The organism is Pseudomonas sp. OV226, from assembly GCF_003148705.1.
In the GTDB taxonomy this organism is placed as follows: domain Bacteria; phylum Pseudomonadota; class Gammaproteobacteria; order Pseudomonadales; family Pseudomonadaceae; genus Aquipseudomonas.
Window position 1 is genome coordinate 106,603 of record NZ_QGGS01000009.1, and the last position, 16,855, is coordinate 123,457.

At 59.4% G+C, this 16,855-nt stretch carries 19 protein-coding genes; all 19 read left to right on the plus strand.

Features of this window, described 5'->3' with window-relative positions; all coding sequences use genetic code 11:
• Window positions 1–4 precede the first annotated feature (4 nt).
• The 19 genes from fliJ to C7534_RS16735 all read left to right on the plus strand — a co-directional run bounded on the left by fliJ (window position 5) and on the right by C7534_RS16735 (window position 16,804).
• The gene (gene fliJ, locus C7534_RS16645; protein ID WP_046032829.1) at window positions 5–454 is read left to right on the plus strand and encodes a flagellar export protein FliJ; all 450 of its coding nucleotides are present in this window, start codon (window positions 5–7) and stop codon (window positions 452–454) included.
• Window positions 455–535: 81 nt separating this feature from the next.
• Window positions 536–835 (plus strand): STAS domain-containing protein, encoded by a 300-nt coding sequence (locus C7534_RS16650; protein WP_109786412.1) that lies wholly within the window; start codon window positions 536–538, stop codon window positions 833–835.
• A 5-nt stretch (window positions 836–840) separates the two neighbouring features.
• Window positions 841–2,544 (plus strand): ATP-binding SpoIIE family protein phosphatase, encoded by a 1,704-nt coding sequence (locus tag C7534_RS16655; RefSeq protein WP_109786413.1) that lies wholly within the window; start codon window positions 841–843, stop codon window positions 2,542–2,544.
• 30 nt (window positions 2,545–2,574) lie between these two features.
• Window positions 2,575–2,943: an Hpt domain-containing protein gene (locus C7534_RS16660; protein WP_046032832.1), complete on the plus strand. Its 369-nt coding sequence runs from the start codon at window positions 2,575–2,577 to the stop codon at window positions 2,941–2,943.
• Between the two features lie 84 nt (window positions 2,944–3,027).
• Window positions 3,028–4,407: a flagellar hook-length control protein FliK gene (locus tag C7534_RS16665; protein WP_109786414.1), complete on the plus strand. Its 1,380-nt coding sequence runs from the start codon at window positions 3,028–3,030 to the stop codon at window positions 4,405–4,407.
• A 223-nt stretch (window positions 4,408–4,630) separates the two neighbouring features.
• The gene (gene fliL, locus C7534_RS16670; protein WP_046032834.1) at window positions 4,631–5,128 is read left to right on the plus strand and encodes a flagellar basal body-associated protein FliL; all 498 of its coding nucleotides are present in this window, start codon (window positions 4,631–4,633) and stop codon (window positions 5,126–5,128) included.
• 9 nt (window positions 5,129–5,137) lie between these two features.
• Complete coding sequence (fliM, locus tag C7534_RS16675; RefSeq protein ID WP_046032835.1) at window positions 5,138–6,106, plus strand: flagellar motor switch protein FliM; 969 nt, start codon at window positions 5,138–5,140, stop codon at window positions 6,104–6,106.
• Window positions 6,107–6,171: 65 nt separating this feature from the next.
• Window positions 6,172–6,630 carry a flagellar motor switch protein FliN gene (gene fliN, locus C7534_RS16680; RefSeq protein ID WP_046032836.1) on the plus strand — a complete coding sequence of 153 codons (459 nt, stop codon included), beginning with the start codon at window positions 6,172–6,174 and terminating at the stop codon, window positions 6,628–6,630.
• Window positions 6,631–7,089: a flagellar biosynthetic protein FliO gene (gene fliO / locus C7534_RS16685; protein WP_109786415.1), complete on the plus strand. Its 459-nt coding sequence runs from the start codon at window positions 6,631–6,633 to the stop codon at window positions 7,087–7,089. It begins immediately after the preceding gene.
• Complete coding sequence (gene fliP, locus C7534_RS16690; RefSeq protein ID WP_109786416.1) at window positions 7,089–7,847, plus strand: flagellar type III secretion system pore protein FliP; 759 nt, start codon at window positions 7,089–7,091, stop codon at window positions 7,845–7,847. Before fliO ends, fliP begins: the two co-directional genes overlap by 1 nt.
• The gene (gene fliQ / locus C7534_RS16695) at window positions 7,844–8,113 is read left to right on the plus strand and encodes a flagellar biosynthesis protein FliQ (protein WP_007948918.1); all 270 of its coding nucleotides are present in this window, start codon (window positions 7,844–7,846) and stop codon (window positions 8,111–8,113) included. Before fliP ends, fliQ begins: the two co-directional genes overlap by 4 nt.
• A gap of 3 nt (window positions 8,114–8,116) precedes the next feature.
• The gene (fliR, locus tag C7534_RS16700) at window positions 8,117–8,902 is read left to right on the plus strand and encodes a flagellar biosynthetic protein FliR (protein ID WP_046032839.1); all 786 of its coding nucleotides are present in this window, start codon (window positions 8,117–8,119) and stop codon (window positions 8,900–8,902) included.
• Between the two features lie 3 nt (window positions 8,903–8,905).
• The gene (gene flhB / locus C7534_RS16705) at window positions 8,906–10,045 is read left to right on the plus strand and encodes a flagellar biosynthesis protein FlhB (RefSeq protein WP_046032840.1); all 1,140 of its coding nucleotides are present in this window, start codon (window positions 8,906–8,908) and stop codon (window positions 10,043–10,045) included.
• Between the two features lie 249 nt (window positions 10,046–10,294).
• Entirely contained in the window at window positions 10,295–12,424 is a 2,130-nt protein-coding gene (flhA, locus tag C7534_RS16710; protein ID WP_046032841.1) for a flagellar biosynthesis protein FlhA, read from the plus strand.
• Between the two features lie 11 nt (window positions 12,425–12,435).
• A complete protein-coding gene (gene flhF / locus C7534_RS16715) occupies window positions 12,436–13,770 on the plus strand; it encodes a flagellar biosynthesis protein FlhF (RefSeq protein ID WP_109786417.1) in 1,335 nt (444 codons plus the stop codon).
• Between the two features lie 116 nt (window positions 13,771–13,886).
• On the plus strand, window positions 13,887–14,717 hold the full coding sequence (gene fleN / locus C7534_RS16720; RefSeq protein WP_003222917.1) for a flagellar synthesis regulator FleN: 831 nt from the start codon (window positions 13,887–13,889) through the stop codon (window positions 14,715–14,717).
• Window positions 14,714–15,454 carry an RNA polymerase sigma factor FliA gene (fliA, locus tag C7534_RS16725; RefSeq protein WP_007894214.1) on the plus strand — a complete coding sequence of 247 codons (741 nt, stop codon included), beginning with the start codon at window positions 14,714–14,716 and terminating at the stop codon, window positions 15,452–15,454. The genes fleN and fliA overlap by 4 nt, the downstream gene beginning before the upstream one ends.
• 167 nt (window positions 15,455–15,621) lie before the next feature.
• A complete protein-coding gene (locus C7534_RS16730; RefSeq protein ID WP_003183998.1) occupies window positions 15,622–15,993 on the plus strand; it encodes a chemotaxis response regulator CheY in 372 nt (123 codons plus the stop codon).
• Window positions 15,994–16,015: 22 nt separating this feature from the next.
• Entirely contained in the window at window positions 16,016–16,804 is a 789-nt protein-coding gene (locus C7534_RS16735) for a protein phosphatase CheZ (protein ID WP_046032843.1), read from the plus strand.
• Window positions 16,805–16,855: the final 51 nt, after the last annotated feature.

Below are 16,855 nucleotides of genomic sequence, written 5' to 3' on the forward strand. Positions count from 1 at the left end.
GACCATGGCCCTGAGTCGAGCCGCGCGCCTGGCGCCGGTGGTGGAAATGGCCGAAAAGGCCGAGAAAACCGCCGTCATGCGCCTCGGGCACTTTCAGGGTCAGGTTCGCGTGGCGGAAAGCAAACTCGCCGACCTCGAAGCCTTTCGCCTCGAATACCAGGAACAATGGATCGTGCGCGGCAGCAGTGGCGTTTCTGGTCAGTGGTTGCTCGGCTATCAGGGCTTTCTGGCGCAACTCGGTACGGCCATCGATCAGCAGCGACAGAGCCTGAACTGGCATCAAAACAACCTGAGCAAAGCGCGCGATTCCTGGCAGCAGGCGTTCGCGCGGGTTGAAGGCTTGCGCAAACTTGTACAACGTTACATGGACGAAGCGCGGCAGTTGGAGGACAAGCGCGAGCAGAGATTGCTGGATGAGCTGTCCCAGCGCTTGCCGCGTCAGAATCCGTATTGAACAATCGCTGCGCCTTGCTCCCCTCTCTACCAAGTGCTAAACCTTGTACAGCACGCTACCCCATGACAAGGAAGCCGATAAATGTCAGTCATCTCAGAAGTGTCCAAAGATGGGCAAAAACTGACGATTTCGATCAAGGGACGATTCGATTTCGCCAAGCATCAGGAGTTTCGTGAGTCTTACGAGGACAAGGCGCTTTCGGCGGTCGTGGTCGACTTGAAAGATGCGACCTACCTCGACAGCTCCGCGCTGGGCATGTTGCTGCTGCTACGGGATCACGCCGGTGGCGACGATTCCGATATTCGCGTGGTCAACAGCAGTTCGGACGTCAGGAAGATCCTCGCCATCTCCAACTTCGACAAGCTGTTCGACATCAGTTGACTGCCATGCAGTCGCTCGCCCCCCTGACGATCCTCATCGCCGAAGACAGCGCGGCCGATCGCATGCTGCTGTCGACTATCGTCCGTCGCCAGGGCCATGAGGTGCTGACGGCTGCCAATGGCGCCGAAGCGGTCGATGCATTTCGTGAACAGCGACCGCAACTGGTCTTGATGGACGCCATGATGCCGGTGATGGACGGTTTCGAGGCGGCGCGCCAGATCAAACTGTTGGCCGGGGAAACCCTGGTGCCGATCATCTTTCTGACGTCGCTCACCGAAAGTGAAGCCTTGGCCCGATGCCTGGAGGCCGGCGGTGACGACTTTTTGGCAAAGCCCTACAACCCGGTCATTCTCGCCGCCAAGATCAACGCGATGGATCGCTTGCGCCGCTTGCAGGCGACGGTGCTGCAACAGCGCGACCTGATCGCCAAACATCACGATTATTTGCTCAATGAGCAGCGGGTGGCGAAGGCGGTGTTCGACAAAGTGGCGCATTCGGGCTGTCTGAATGCGCCGAACATCCGCTACCTGCAATCACCCTATGCGCTGTTCAACGGTGATCTGCTGTTAGCGGCCTTCACCCCGGCCGGCGACATGCACGTGCTGCTGGGGGATTTCACCGGCCATGGCTTGCCGGCGGCCGTGGGCGCCATGCCGCTGGCGGAAGTGTTCTACGGCATGACCGCCAAGGGCTACGGGCTGGCCGAAACCCTGCGTGAAATGAACGCCAAGCTCAAACGCATCCTGCCGGTGGACATGTTCTGTTGCGCAACGCTGTTGAGTTTGAGTTTTCAACGACGTTCGGTGGAAGTCTGGAATGGCGGAATGCCGGATGGCTACCTGCACGTCATTGCTACGGGGGAGCGCAAACGATTGAAAGCGCGCCACCTGCCGCTGGGGGTGCTGAGTCCGCAAACCTTCGATGACCGCACCGAAGTGTTTCCGATGGCGGTCGGGGATCGCGTGTTCCTGCTGTCCGACGGGGTCATCGACACCTGCGATAGCCACGAACAATTGTTTGGCGTGGACCGGTTGCAGCAGGTGTTTGCAGCCAATCGTCAGCCTGACCTGCTGTTTGAGGAAATCGAACAGGCCTTGCGCGATTTCGGTGGCCAGGCCCGTGATGACGTGAGCATGGTCGAGGTCAGTCTGCTGGAGGCGGCGCAACTGAGCCCGCCGGCACTGGTGTATTCCGACAGTGGTCAGTCCTGCCCGCTGGACTGGTCGGTGAGTTTCGAGTTTCGTGCGGCCACCCTCAAGCGTTTCAACCCGCTGCCATACCTCTTGCAGTTGTTGCTTGAGGTTCATGGGCTGCGGGCTCAAAGTGGCGCGCTTCACAGCGTGCTCGCCGAGCTGTATTCCAATGCCCTGGAGCACGGCGTGCTGGGGCTGGATTCAAGCCTCAAGCGTGATTCGTCGGGGTTCGCGCGCTATTATCTTCAGCGAAATGAGCGGCTGGAGGCACTGCAGGACGGCTATGTGCGGGTGCATTTGCAAGTGGTGCCCGAAGGCGAGGGCGGTCGGCTGATTGTTCGGGTTGAGGACAGCGGTATCGGTTTTGATGTGGATCGGGTGCTGGAGCGACCGCTTGATGGTATCCGTCTGTCGGGTCGTGGCATCAGTCTTATCCGCCAGTTGAGCCGTAACGCGAGCTGGTCTGACGATGGTCGAAGTGCGCGCGTGGAGTTTCTCTGGGAGGCTCTGGCATAATTCACCCATTCTTGATCAAGGAGTGAGCAAGTGGCTGACGAACATCTGGACCGAAACGTGCTGAGCGCGTTGCAAGAGGTCATGGAACAAGACTATCCCGAATTGCTGGATACGTTCCTTCGCGATTCAGAAGAGCGTTTGCTTCTGCTGAAAAAGGCTGGCGATGCCGCGCAGCTCGTGGAAACCGCCCATAGCTTCAAGGGAAGCAGCAGTAACATGGGCGCCGTTCGCCTGGCTGAGTTGTGTGGTGACCTTGAACGGCGTGCCAAGCAAGAAAGCCCCGAAGTCATTGGGAATCTGGTGGAGAAAATTGAGGCTGAATTCGCCATCGTCCGAGTGCTTTACGGGGCGGAAAAGCAACGCTCTCTGGCTGGGCTATCCAGCCACTCGACGTTTTAAACATTATTCTGGCAATTCTGGCCCGACACTTGCACGTATACCGATCAACTGTACCTACGATCCCAGTGCAGCGGAGACCGTTTTATGCCCGTTACCCCCAATTCACTTCTTCAGGCCAGCCCGGCGGCCAAGACTCCCGCCGCTTCCGCCAATACCCCGGCGGTGGCTGCCGAGCCAGGGGACAAGGCGTCCAGCTTTGCTGAGGTTTACGCCAAACAGGGTCAGGACACGCCTGTTGTGGTCGCTGATAAATCGGCCAAGCCGACGACTGACAATGCGCCGCAAGACGCCGCCAAGCCTGGCGCCAGCACCGATACGGCTGCCGTCGTGGAACCTGCGGTTGCCGATAGCGGCAATTCCTTGCCCGCCGATAAACCGGCGCCGACAGATGACACGACGGCCAGCGATGACCCACTGCTGACAATTGATACGCCGGTAGCCGATGTTCCACCGGCAGATCCGACCCTCGATCCGGCCCTCGATCCTGTCTTGATGCAAGCCGTGCAGCCGTTGGTGACTGTGCCGGTAACGCCGGCACCTGCATCGGTTGTGGCGAGCGTTGCACCGAAAGTTGAAGCGCCGGTGGCTGCAGCCGTCGTTGCCGCTCCCGCGCAAGTGGCCGCTCCTCTCGCTGACAGCGGGTTCGATCCTGAAGCCGATCCACTTGATGCGCTGCCAGCCGTGCGTCTGGCCATGGAGCAAAGTGGTCACGTGTCCGCTTCCAGCCAGGCCCAGCCAAAAGCTTCCCAGGCCCAAGTCCAGGCCAACAGCGAGCCGACGTCGGCGCAGAATTTTGCCGCCGGCATGGCGAGCATGCTCGACCTGCAAGTCGATAAAGACAGCACCAGCCAAGGCGGCGAGAAAGCCTTCAGCGGTCTCATCGACGATGGCCTGAAAGACCTGACCTCCGCCAGCAGCGATACCCGTGTCGACGACTTCGCCAACCGTCTGGCGGCATTGACTCAGGCAGCCACACCCAAGACCGCCAACGCGTTGCCGGTGAATCAGCCGATCGCCATGCATCAAAGTGGCTGGACCGAAGAAGTGGTCAACCGGGTCATGTACCTCTCCAGCGCCAATCTCAAGGCGGCGGACATTCAGTTGCAACCGGCCGAACTGGGTCGCCTGGATATTCGGGTGAACATGGTTCCGGACCAGCAGACCCAAGTCACCTTCATGAGCGCCCATCCAAGCGTTCGCGAAGCGCTGGACAGCCAAATGCATCGCCTGCGTGACATGTTCTCGCAACAGGGCATGGGGCAGGTCGACGTCAACGTGTCCGATCAGTCCCGTGGCTGGCAGGGGCAGGGTCAAGAGCAGGCTCAGCAGGGGCAGGGTGGACGCACCAGCGCCAGTGGCGGTCGCGTTGATTCGATGGATGAGGAGCTTTCGGCTTCCATCACTGAAGCCACCGCCGAAACCAGCAGCGTGATCGGCTCAAGCGCGGTCGACTACTACGCCTGATCAAACGCAACAAAAACCTGTGGGAGCGGGCTTGCCCGCGATGAGGGTCTGACAGTCAAAATCTTCATTGACTGTCACACCGCTATCGCGCGCAAGCCCGCTCCCACAGTCGTTTAGGGTGGCTGAAGCTCCCGGCCCCAACTGCCTCCGACACTTCTGGCATAACACTTGCTCTTGCCTTGCCGTGCGACTGTGAAAACCCGAATAGTGACGGATTATTGGCATGGCGAAGAGCGAAGCAGCAGTAAAAGACCCCGCAACCAAAGGCAAGATCAAGCTGATCATTTTGATCGTGGTGGCCTTGCTGCTGGCGATCGGCATGTCCGTGGGGGCGACCTGGTTCTTCATGAATAGCGCCCAGAGCAAGCCTGTTGCCGCGGAACCCGCAGTGGTTGGCAAGCAGCCCGCGATCTTCGAACCCATGGCGCCGGCCTTCGTGGCCAACTACAACCAGAATGGCCGTCAGCGCTACATGCAGGTGAGCATCACCATGCAGGGGCGCAATCAGGCCGACCTGGAAGCGCTCAAGGTGCACATGCCGGTGATCCGCAACAATCTGGTCATGCTGTTCTCCGGTCAGGATTTCGCCACGCTGGCAACGCCGGTTGGTCAGGAAATGTTGCGCCAGAAGGCTACGGCCAGCGTGCAGGAAGTGGCGCAGAAAGAGCTCGGCAAAGTGGTTATCGAACAGTTGCTTTTCACTAATTTCGTACTGCAGTAGGAACACGACATGGCCGTGCAGGACCTGCTGTCCCAGGATGAGATCGATGCGCTGTTGCATGGCGTCGACGATGGTCTGGTACAGACCGATAACGTTGCTGAACCCGGCAGCGTCAAAAGTTACGACCTGACCAGCCAGGATCGCATCGTCCGCGGACGCATGCCGACCCTGGAAATGATCAACGAGCGTTTTGCCCGTTACACCCGCATCAGCATGTTCAACATGCTGCGCCGCTCGGCGGACGTTGCCGTCGGCGGTGTGCAGGTCATGAAGTTTGGCGAATACGTGCACTCGCTGTACGTACCGACCAGCCTCAACCTGGTCAAGATCAAGCCGTTGCGCGGTACCGCGCTGTTCATCCTCGACGCCAAGCTGGTGTTCAAGCTGGTGGACAACTTCTTCGGTGGCGACGGCCGTCACGCCAAGATCGAGGGGCGTGAATTCACCCCGACCGAACTGCGTGTGGTGCGCATGGTGCTGGAGCAGGCCTTCGTCGATTTGAAGGAAGCCTGGCAGGCGATCATGGAAGTGAACTTCGAGTACATCAACTCGGAAGTGAACCCGGCCATGGCCAACATCGTCGGCCCGAGCGAAGCGGTAGTGGTGTCCACGTTCCACATCGAACTCGATGGCGGTGGCGGCGACCTGCACGTCACCATGCCGTACTCGATGATCGAGCCGGTGCGTGAAATGCTCGACGCCGGTTTCCAGTCCGACCTCGACGATCAGGACGAGCGCTGGGTCAATGCCTTGCGTCAGGACGTGCTGGATGTCGACGTGCCGATCAGCGCCACGGTTGCCCGTCGCCAGTTGCGCTTGCGCGACATCCTGCACATGCAGCCGGGGGACGTTATCCCGGTCGAGATGCCGGAAGACATGATCATGCGCGCCAATGGCGTGCCGGCCTTCAAGGTCAAGATGGGCTCGCACAAAGGCAACCTCGCGTTGCAAGTGATCGAGCCGATCGAGCGCCGCTGACCGGCGCTCCACTTCCCTATTAATTGACTGCTCTTGATTGAATAGTTGCCCGCCGAGGACAAATGATGAACGACGATATGAACGCCCAGGACGACCAGGCGCTGGCTGATGAGTGGGCTGCGGCCCTGGAAGAAACCGGTGACGCCGGTCAGGACGATATCGACGCCTTGCTGGCTGCCGATACCGCTGGCTCGTCGTCCAACCGTGTGCCGATGGAAGAGTTCGGCGGTGTGGCGAAAAGCAACGACCCGGTCAGCCTGGAAGGTCCGAACCTGGACGTGATCCTGGATATCCCGGTATCGATTTCCATGGAAGTGGGCAGCACCGATATCAACATTCGTAACCTGCTGCAACTCAACCAGGGTTCGGTGATCGAGCTGGATCGTCTGGCCGGCGAGCCGCTGGACGTGCTGGTCAACGGCACATTGATCGCTCATGGCGAAGTGGTTGTGGTCAACGAGAAGTTCGGCATCCGCCTGACCGACGTGATCAGCCCAAGCGAACGCATCAAGAAGCTGCGCTAAGTGAAAAAGGTCCTGGGTTCTTTGCTGGTATTCGCGCTGGCGTTGCCGTTCAGCGTGCTGGCTGCCGAACCGGTAACGACCGCGACGGTGGCCGCAGCACCCGCCGTCAGCAGCGGTGTGGCCGGGCAATTGACACAGTTGGTGTTCGGCTTGCTGTTGGTGCTGGGGTTGATCTTCTTCCTCGCCTGGCTGCTGCGCCGGGTCCAGCAGGCCGGGCCGGCCGGTAAAGGGCAGGTGATCGAGTTGATCGGTTCCCGTGCGCTGGGCCCGCGCGACCGTTTGATGCTGGTGCAAGTCGGTAACGAACAGATTCTGCTCGGCCTCAGCCCCGGCACCATCACTGCGCTGCATGTGCTCAAGGAGCCGGTGCAAGTGCCGGGCGGGACTGAGAAAGCGACCCCCGAGTTTGCCCAGCATCTGTTGAAGATGCTCGGCAAGGATCAGAAGGATAAGAAGTAATGGGTGCGTTACGCATCGTCTTGACGCTGGCCCTGATGCTGGCTGCACCGCTGGCGTTCGCCGCCGATCCGTTGTCGATCCCGGCGATCACCTTGGGCACCAACGCCAATGGCGCTCAGGAATATTCGGTCAGCCTGCAAATCCTGCTGATCATGACGGCGCTGAGTTTCATCCCGGCGTTCGTCATGCTGATGACCAGTTTCACGCGGATCATCATCGTCTTCTCGATTCTGCGTCAGGCCCTGGGCCTGCAACAGACACCGTCGAACCAGATTCTCACGGGCATGGCGTTGTTTCTGACGATGTTCATCATGGCGCCCGTCTTTGATCGGGTGAACCAGGACGCCTTGCAACCGTATCTGGCGGAAAAACTCACCGCTCAGGACGCAGTCGCCAAGGCCCAGGTGCCAATCAAGGATTTCATGCTGGCCCAGACGCGCAGCAGTGATCTTGAACTGTTCATGCGCCTGTCCAAGCGTACCGATATCGCCTCGCCGGATCAGGCGCCGCTGACCATTCTGGTGCCGGCGTTTGTCACGTCCGAGCTGAAAACCGCGTTCCAGATCGGCTTCATGATCTTCATTCCGTTCCTGATCATCGACCTGGTCGTGGCCAGTGTGTTGATGGCGATGGGGATGATGATGCTCTCGCCGCTGATTATTTCCCTGCCGTTCAAAATCATGTTGTTCGTGCTGGTGGATGGCTGGGCGTTGATCATCGGTACGTTGGCGAGCAGCTTCGGCGGTGTATCGCCATGACGCCGGAAGTGGCGGTAGACATCTTTCGCGAAGCGCTGTGGCTGACCACTATGATGGTCGCCGTGCTGGTGATTCCCAGCCTGCTGGTCGGCCTGTTGGTGGCGATGTTCCAGGCCGCGACGCAGATCAACGAACAGACCCTGAGCTTCCTGCCGCGCCTGTTGGTCATGCTGGTGACGCTGATCGTTGCCGGTCCGTGGCTGGTGCAGACGTTCATGGAATACATCCTGCAGCTGTACGGCAGTATTCCTCAGGTCATTGGCTGAACCATGCCCTCGTTGTTGCAGCTGACCGACATCCAGATCAGTACCTGGGTGGCGACTTTCATGTTGCCGCTGTTTCGCATCGGGTCGTTGCTGATGGTCATGCCGGTGTTCGGTACGACGCTGGTGCCCAAGCGAGTGCGTTTGTACTTCGCGCTGGCAATCACCGTGGTGATTGCGCCAGGCCTGCCACCGATGCCGCCGGTCAATGCGCTGGACCTGAGCGGGTTGCTGCTGATTGCCGAGCAGATCCTGATTGGCGCGGTGCTGGGCTTTTCCTTGCAGTTGTTTTTCCAGGCCTTCGTGATCGCCGGGCAGATCGTCTCGATTCAAATGGGCATGGGTTTCGCGTCGATGGTCGACCCCACCAACGGCGTTTCGGTGGCGGTGATCGGGCAGTTCTTCACCATGCTGGTCACGCTGCTGTTCCTGTCGATGAACGGGCATCTGGTGGTCTTCGAAATTCTCTCGGAAAGCTTCACCACGCTGCCGGTCGGTAGCGGGTTGATGGTCAATCATTTCTGGGAGCTGGCCGGCAAGCTTGGCTGGGTCCTGGGTGCCGCGTTGTTGCTGGTGCTGCCGGCGATTACGGCGCTGCTGGTGGTCAACATCGCGTTTGGCGTGATGACCCGGGCTGCGCCGCAGCTCAACATTTTCTCTATCGGTTTCCCGCTGACGCTGGTGCTCGGGCTGTTCATTGTCTGGGTCGGGCTGGCGGACATCATCAATCAGTATCAACCGCTGGCCAGCGAGGCCTTGCAGTTTTTACGCGAACTGGCACGGGCGCGCTGAGTCATGGCTGAGAGCGAAAGCGGTCAGGACAAAACAGAAGACCCCACGGAGAAACGCAAAAAGGACTCCCGGGACAAGGGTGAAATTGCGCGCTCCAAGGAGCTCAATACCCTGGCGATCATGCTCGCCGGCGCGGGCGGATTGCTGATTTTCGGCGGTGCCCTGGCGCAGGAGATGATGGAATTGATGCGGATGAACTTCACGCTGTCGCGGGAAGTCATTCTGGATCAGCGCAACATGGGGACCTTCCTGCTGCATTCAGGGCAGATTGCCCTGGTCGCGATTCAACCCGTGATGATCACCTTGTTGCTGGCTGCTTTGATTGGCCCGATTTCCCTGGGTGGCTGGTTGTTTGCGGCAGGCTCGATGGCACCGAAATTCAGTCGCATGAACCCCGGTGCGGGCCTCAAGCGAATGTTTTCGGCCAAGGCTATCGTCGAGCTGCTCAAGGCGCTGGCGAAGTTTTTGATCGTGCTGTTCGTGGCGCTGGCGGTGTTGTCTTCCGATATCGACGACCTGATGCGTATCGCGCACGAACCGCTGGAGATGGCGATCATTCACAGTCTGCAAGTCGTCGGCTGGAGCACGTTGTGGATGGCCTGTGGGCTGATCATCATCGCCGCTGTCGACGTGCCGGTGCAGTTGTGGGAAAGCCACAATAAACTGCTGATGACCAAGCAGGAGGTGCGCGACGAACACAAGGATCAGGAAGGGCGGCCGGAGGTCAAGCAGCGCATTCGCCAGTTGCAGCGCGAGATGTCGCAGCGCCGGATGATGGCAGCCATTCCCGAGGCCGATGTGGTTATCACCAACCCGACCCACTACGCCGTCGCGCTCAAGTACGACCCGGACAAAGGCAGCGCGCCGGTGCTACTGGCCAAGGGTACTGATTTCCTGGCCTTGAAGATCCGTGAAATCGCCGTGGCCAACGAGGTGCTGCTGCTCGAATCGCCAGCCCTGGCGCGTTCGATCTATCACTCCACCGAGCTTGAGCAGGAAATTCCCGGCGGGCTGTACCTGGCGGTCGCTCAGGTCCTGGCCTACGTCTACCAGATCCGCCAGCACCGTGCGGGCAAGGGCAAGCCGCCGGAGCCGCTCAAGGATGATCTGCCGATTCCACCGGATCTGCGCCGCGATTCCTGATCCCTACGCCTGTAGCAGCTGCCGAGCTTGCGAGGCTGCGTCCGGCTCGGTCCGCGCTCGGGCGAAGCAGTCGTAAGGCTTTGCGAGGACTCCGTCCTCGGACGCAGCCTCGCAGGCTCGGCAGCTGCTACAAACCCTAATAAACCCCTCTATTTACGACCTTTGCAAAAGTTGGAAGGCTTCTTGCAATAGCCGCCCTGCGCCTGCTTCAGGCGTCAAAAGTTTGCTTTAAAGGAACGGGGAAAACCGGTGGATCGCTCTCAGTTACTCAACAGTGCCCGCACAAACGTTGCCGACTTAAGTCGGGGCAATCTGGGCGTGCCGTTGCTGCTGCTGGTCATGCTGGCCATGATGATGCTGCCGGTGCCGCCGTTCCTGCTGGACGTGTTCTTCACGTTCAACATTGCGCTGTCCATCGTCGTGTTGCTGGTCTGCGTCTACGCCTTGCGGCCGCTGGATTTTGCGGTGTTCCCGACCATTCTGCTGGTGGCGACGCTGTTGCGGCTGGCGCTGAACGTGGCCTCGACGCGAGTGGTGATGCTCCACGGCCAGGACGGTCATGCTGCCGCCGGTAAGGTGATCCAGGCCTTCGGTGAGGTGGTGATCGGCGGTAACTACGTGGTCGGTATCGTAGTGTTCGCGATTTTGATGATCATCAACTTCGTCGTGGTGACCAAGGGCGCCGGGCGGATTTCCGAGGTAAGCGCACGATTCACCCTCGATGCGATGCCCGGCAAACAAATGGCTATCGACGCCGACCTCAATGCCGGCCTGATCGATCAGAACCAGGCCAAGCTGCGCCGGATGGAAGTCGCTCAGGAAGCCGAGTTCTACGGTTCCATGGACGGTGCCAGTAAGTTCGTGCGCGGTGACGCCATCGCCGGCCTGCTGATTCTGTTCATCAACCTGATCGGCGGCATGGCGGTTGGTATCTTCCAGCACAACATGTCATTTGCCGACGCAGGCAAGGTTTACGCGCTGCTGACCATCGGTGACGGTTTGGTGGCGCAATTGCCATCACTGCTGTTGTCCACCGCTGCAGCGATCATGGTGACCCGTGCTTCCGGTTCGGAAGACATGGGCAAGCAAATCAACCGCCAGATGTTCGCCTCGCCCAAAGCGTTGGCGGTGGCCGCTGGCTTGATGGCAGTGATGGGCCTGGTGCCCGGCATGCCGCACTTCTCGTTCTTGAGCATGGCCGCCGTCGCCGCCGGTGGTGCTTACCTGTTCTGGAAAAAACAGAACGTGGTCAAGGTTCAGGCGCTGCAAGAGGTCAAGCGTCAGCAGGAACTGCTGCCTTCGCCGGCCCGTGCCATGGAAACCAAAGAGCTTGGCTGGGATGACGTCACCCCAATCGACATGATTGGCCTTGAAGTCGGCTACCGCTTGATTCCGTTGGTTGACCGCAATCAGGGTGGTCAGTTGCTGGCGCGGATCAAGGGCGTACGCAAGAAGCTGTCCCAGGACCTGGGCTTCCTGATGCCGACCGTGCATATCCGTGACAACCTCGATCTGGCGCCGAGTGCCTATCGCCTGACGTTGATGGGGGTGATCCTGGCCGAGGCGGAGATTTATCCGGATCGCGAACTGGCGATCAACCCGGGGCAGGTTTACGGCACGCTTAATGGCATAACTGCCAAGGATCCGGCATTTGGCCTGGAGGCGGTCTGGATCGAAATCAGCCAGCGGGCCCAGGCGCAATCGCTCGGGTACACCGTGGTCGATGCCAGTACGGTCGTGGCAACCCACTTGAACCAGATTCTGTACAAGCACTCCAGCGAACTGATCGGTCACGAAGAAGTCCAGCAACTGATGCAGTTGCTGGCCAAAAGCTCGCCTAAACTGGCCGAGGAATTGGTGCCGGGCGTGGTTTCGCTGTCGCAACTGCTCAAGGTGTTGCAGGCGCTGCTGGCCGAACAGGTGCCCGTGCGCGATATTCGCAGCATCGCCGAAGCGATCGCCAACAATGCGGCCAAGAGTCAAGATACTGCCGCATTGGTGGCCGCAGTGCGCGTCGGCGTATCGCGCGCAATCGTGCAAAGCATTGTAGGCACTGACTCCGAGCTACCAGTGATCACTCTGGAGCCAAGGTTGGAACAGATATTGCTCAATAGTCTTCAGAAGGCAGGACAAGGCTCGGAAGAGGGTGTTCTGCTGGAGCCAAGCATGGCGGAGAAGCTGCAGCGCTCGTTGATCGATGCGGCGCAGCGTCAGGAAATGCAAGGTCAACCGGTGATTCTGCTGGTGGCCGGTCCGGTTCGCGCAATGTTGTCGCGATTTGGCCGACTGGCAGTCCCGGGTTTGCATGTGTTGGCTTATCAGGAAATCCCTGACAACAAGCAAGTGACCATCGTTGCGACAGTAGGGCCCAACGGCTGAGGTAGTGGTTTATGCAAGTTAAGCGTTTTTTCGCCGCCGATATGCGTCAGGCCATGAAACTGGTTCGTGATGAGCTGGGCGCCGATGCAGCCATTATTGGCAATCGCCGGATCGCCGGTGGTGTCGAGCTGACGGCTGCCCTGGATTACAAGTTGTCGGCGCTGGCCCCGCGTGTTCCGAACATGGAACTCGAGGATGAGCTGCGCAAGACCCAGTCGCGGATCGTCACCGCCCAGGCCGAACTGAGCCTGCGTGGCGATGGCGAAACTGACGGCGACAAGACCACCAATCGCCAGCTGTTCGCCGGTCTGCCGCTGACCGCCGCCGAGCCGCTGATCGAGCCGACCTACGCCGAGCCGCGTCGCGCTGCGCCAGCACCGGCACCTGCCGCGAGCGGCGTGGATCCGCGTGCGTTCGACTCGATGCGTTTCGAACTCAACAGCCTGCGCGAACTGATGGAAGTGCAGCTCGGCTCGCTGGCCTGGAATCAACTGCAAGGCAGCCGTCCGGCCCAGGCCAATCTGTGGCGTCGCCTGCAACGCATCGGCTTGTCCGGCCCGTTGTCCCGCGATTTGCTGGCGATGGTTCCCGACATCGATGAGCCCCGTCAGGCCTGGCGCATGTTGCTGGCGCACCTGGCGCGGATGATTGCCACGCCGGAAGTCGAACCACTGGAAGAGGGCGGTGTGATTGCCATGGTCGGTCCTGCCGGCATGGGCAAGACCACCACGCTGGCCAAACTCGCGGCCCGTTACGTGCTTAAGTACGGCGCGCAGAACATCGCGCTGGTGAGCATGGACAGCTTCCGCATCGGTGCCCAGGAACAACTCAAGACGTTGGGGCGTATCCTCAATGTGTCGGTAACCCACGTCGATCCGGGCCAGTCCCTGGTTCAGGCACTGGAGCCGCTGCTGCGCAAACGCGTCGTGCTGATCGATACCGCGGGCCTTCAGGCCAGCGATCCGGCACTGCGCATGCAGCTCGAAAGCCTGGCCGGACGTGGCATCAAATCAAAAAATTATCTGGTATTGGCAACCACCAGCCAGAAACAGGTTCTAACAGCCGCTTATCACAGTTACAAGCGCTGCGGGCTCGCTGGCTGCATCCTGACTAAACTGGATGAAACGGCAAGTCTGGGCGAGGTGTTAAGCCTGGCGATCAGTCATGAGTTACCGGTGGCCTACCTGACTGACGGTCCGCGGATTCCGGATGATTTGCATCTGCCGCGTCGTCATCAATTGGTCAGCCGTGCCGTCAGCGTACAAATGCAGGAAGAACCCAGCGAAGAAGCCATGGCTGACATGTTCGCTGATATTTACCACAGCCCGACCAAGCAGGTTGGCTAAGGTAGTAATGAACAGTTTTTGTACCTACATCGATGGTCTGCCATGCATTGTTCCAATTGCGAACGCGCAGCCAGTAATGTGGCCTCCGTCTATGCAAGACAAGGTAAAGAAATAACATGGGCAGCATGCATCCCGTACAGGTGATCGCGGTGACCGGCGGCAAGGGTGGCGTCGGCAAGACTAACGTGTCAGTGAATTTGTCGCTGGCCCTGGCTGAGCTCGGCCGTCGCGTCATGCTGTTGGACGCTGACCTGGGCCTGGCGAACGTTGACGTCCTGCTGGGACTGACACCCAAACGTACCCTGGCCGACGTGATCGAAGGCCGCTGCGAGCTGCGCGACGTTCTGTTGCAAGGGCCGGGCGGTATTCGAATCGTTCCGGCGGCGTCCGGTACACAGAGCATGGTTCACTTGAGCCCGGCGCAACACGCCGGCCTGATCCAGGCGTTCAGTGATATTGGCGACAACCTCGACGTACTGGTCATCGACACCGCTGCAGGTATTGGTGACTCGGTAGTCAGCTTTGTTCGCGCGGCCCAGGAAGTATTGCTGGTGGTCTGCGACGAGCCCACCTCGATCACTGACGCCTACGCGCTGATCAAATTGCTCAACCGCGATTACGGCATGAACCGCTTCCGTGTCCTGGCCAACATGGCCCAGAGCCCGCAAGAAGGTCGCAACCTGTTCGCCAAGTTGACCAAAGTCACCGATCGCTTCCTCGACGTCGCCCTGCAATACGTCGGCGCGGTGCCTTACGACGAAAGTGTGCGCAAGGCCGTGCAGAAACAGCGCGCCGTGTACGAAGCCTTCCCGCGTTCCAAGTGTGCCCTGGCGTTCAAGGCCATCGCTCAGAAGGTCGATACCTGGCCGTTGCCTGCCAACCCGCGTGGGCACCTGGAGTTTTTCGTCGAGCGCCTCGTGCAACAGACCGCAGGACCCGTCCTATGACAGCCAGTGGCTACAACCTCTACAAGAAGTCGGCGCGTGACGCGCAGTACGAGCTGATCGAGCGTTACGCGCCACTGGTCAAACGCATTGCTTACCATTTGCTGGCGCGTCTGCCAGCCAGTGTGCAGGTTGAAGATTTGATTCAGGCCGGGATGATCGGCCTGCTGGAAGTATCGACCAAATACGACGCCAGCAAAGGCGCGAGTTTCGAGACGTACGCGGGCATACGAATCCGCGGCGCAATGCTCGATGAAGTGCGCAAGGGGGACTGGGCGCCACGTTCGGTCCACCGAAATACCCGCATGGTCAGTGACGCAATTCGCTCTATTGAAGCTAAAACCGGCCGTGACGCTAAAGATCACGAGGTTGCGGCCGAACTCCAATTGAGTCTCGACGATTATTACGGGATTTTGAACGACACCCTGGGCAGCCGCCTATTCAGTTTCGACGATCTGTTGCAAGACGGCGAACACGAAGGGCTGCACGAGGATGGCGCGAGTGCTCATCTCGAACCGTCACGCGATCTGGAAGATGAACGCTTCCAGGCGGCGCTGGCGGACGCGATTGCCAATTTGCCGGAGCGCGAGCGACTGGTGTTGGCGCTGTACTACGACGAAGAGTTGAATCTCAAGGAAATCGGTGAGGTCCTGGGGGTCAGCGAATCGCGGGTCAGCCAGTTACACAGCCAGTGCGCGGCCCGCTTGCGGGGGCGTTTGGGGGAGTGGCGAGCGCGCTGAAGGCAGTGTGGGGACACTGCGAACGTGGCTGGTGCGGTTTTGAACGGCACCGGTTGCGATCTGTTGTGCTCCAGACAGTCATCGAATGCATTGCCGGATTGATTGAAATGGCGCGTCCAGGTGCTGGGCGCGTTTAAGACTGCTTGGAGGTCGAATTGGACAAGAACATGAAAATCCTCATCGTTGATGACTTCTCAACGATGCGGCGGATCATAAAAAACCTGTTGCGTGACCTTGGGTTCACCAACACGGTCGAGGCCGACGATGGCACTACTGCCATTCCGGTTCTCAACAGCGGGAGCATCGACTTTCTGGTAACGGACTGGAACATGCCTGGCATGACCGGTATCGACTTGCTGCGTCACGTGCGCGCCGATGAAAAGCTCAAGCACCTGCCGGTGCTGATGGTGACCGCTGAAGCCAAGCGCGAGCAGATCATTGAAGCAGCCCAGGCCGGTGTAAACGGCTACGTGGTCAAACCCTTCACGGCCCAGGCGTTGAAAGAAAAAATCGAGAAGATTTTCGAACGCATCGGTTGATCCACTGCGCCACGGGGGAGCTATGGAGCATAAAGAATCTTCACTGGGCGATTTTGAATCGACCCTGAAAAAACACGCCGTCGAACTGGTCGCCAGCCTTGAAAAAGGCAGGTTCGGCGAAGCTGTGCAACTGATCCATGAGCTCAATCAGACCCGTGACCGCGGCCTGTATCAGGAAGTGGGCAAGCTCACTCGCGAGCTGCACAGCGCGATCGTCAACTTCCAGATTGACCCGAACATGCCGCAAGCCGAGGAAGTGTCACAGATCACGGACGCCACCGAGCGCCTGGGGTATGTGGTCAAGCTCACCGAGGCCGCGGCCAACCGCACCATGGACCTGGTGGAAAGCGCCACGCCGCTGGTCAACAACCTGAGCGATGAAGCCCAGGCGTTGAGCACCGACTGGAGCCGGTTCATGCGTCGTGAAGTCGGGGCTGAAGAGTTTCGTGAACTGGCCCGTCGGGTCGACGGTTTTCTGACTCGCAGTATCGAAGACAACCGCATGGTGTCGAGCAACCTCAACGACATCCTGCTGGCTCAGGATTACCAGGACCTCACCGGTCAGGTCATCAAGCGTGTGACCCAATTGGTCACCGAAGTTGAAAGCAATTTGCTCAAGCTCGTACTCATGGCCAGCCAGGTAGACCGCTTTGCGGGTATCGAACATGACCGTGAATCGATGCTGGCTGAAAAAGATCCGCAAAAACATCTCTCTCAGGGTGAAGGTCCGCAGATTCATGCCGATAAAAGAGAAGACGTTGTGTCCGGTCAGGACGATGTGGACGATTTGCTATCCAGCCTGGGATTTTAGAGTTTTAGCATTCTAGGTTTTTTAGGTTTTTAAACCTGTTAGGAGCACCCC

Coding starts and splice junctions, on each gene's coding strand:
- fliM (WP_046032835.1), top strand. CDS start 5,138: ATGGCCGTGCAGGACCTGCTGTCCCAGGATGAGATCGATGCGCTGTTG.
- fliJ (WP_046032829.1), top strand. CDS start 5: ATGGCCCTGAGTCGAGCCGCGCGCCTGGCGCCGGTGGTGGAAATGGCC.
- C7534_RS16735 (WP_046032843.1), top strand. CDS start 16,016: ATGGAGCATAAAGAATCTTCACTGGGCGATTTTGAATCGACCCTGAAA.
- flhB (WP_046032840.1), top strand. CDS start 8,906: ATGGCTGAGAGCGAAAGCGGTCAGGACAAAACAGAAGACCCCACGGAG.
- C7534_RS16655 (WP_109786413.1), top strand. CDS start 841: ATGCAGTCGCTCGCCCCCCTGACGATCCTCATCGCCGAAGACAGCGCG.
- fliP (WP_109786416.1), top strand. CDS start 7,089: ATGGGTGCGTTACGCATCGTCTTGACGCTGGCCCTGATGCTGGCTGCA.
- fliL (WP_046032834.1), top strand. CDS start 4,631: ATGGCGAAGAGCGAAGCAGCAGTAAAAGACCCCGCAACCAAAGGCAAG.
- fliN (WP_046032836.1), top strand. CDS start 6,172: ATGAACGACGATATGAACGCCCAGGACGACCAGGCGCTGGCTGATGAG.
- C7534_RS16665 (WP_109786414.1), top strand. CDS start 3,028: ATGCCCGTTACCCCCAATTCACTTCTTCAGGCCAGCCCGGCGGCCAAG.
- flhF (WP_109786417.1), top strand. CDS start 12,436: ATGCAAGTTAAGCGTTTTTTCGCCGCCGATATGCGTCAGGCCATGAAA.
- fliR (WP_046032839.1), top strand. CDS start 8,117: ATGCCCTCGTTGTTGCAGCTGACCGACATCCAGATCAGTACCTGGGTG.
- fliA (WP_007894214.1), top strand. CDS start 14,714: ATGACAGCCAGTGGCTACAACCTCTACAAGAAGTCGGCGCGTGACGCG.
- fliQ (WP_007948918.1), top strand. CDS start 7,844: ATGACGCCGGAAGTGGCGGTAGACATCTTTCGCGAAGCGCTGTGGCTG.
- C7534_RS16650 (WP_109786412.1), top strand. CDS start 536: ATGTCAGTCATCTCAGAAGTGTCCAAAGATGGGCAAAAACTGACGATT.
- C7534_RS16730 (WP_003183998.1), top strand. CDS start 15,622: ATGAAAATCCTCATCGTTGATGACTTCTCAACGATGCGGCGGATCATA.
- fleN (WP_003222917.1), top strand. CDS start 13,887: ATGGGCAGCATGCATCCCGTACAGGTGATCGCGGTGACCGGCGGCAAG.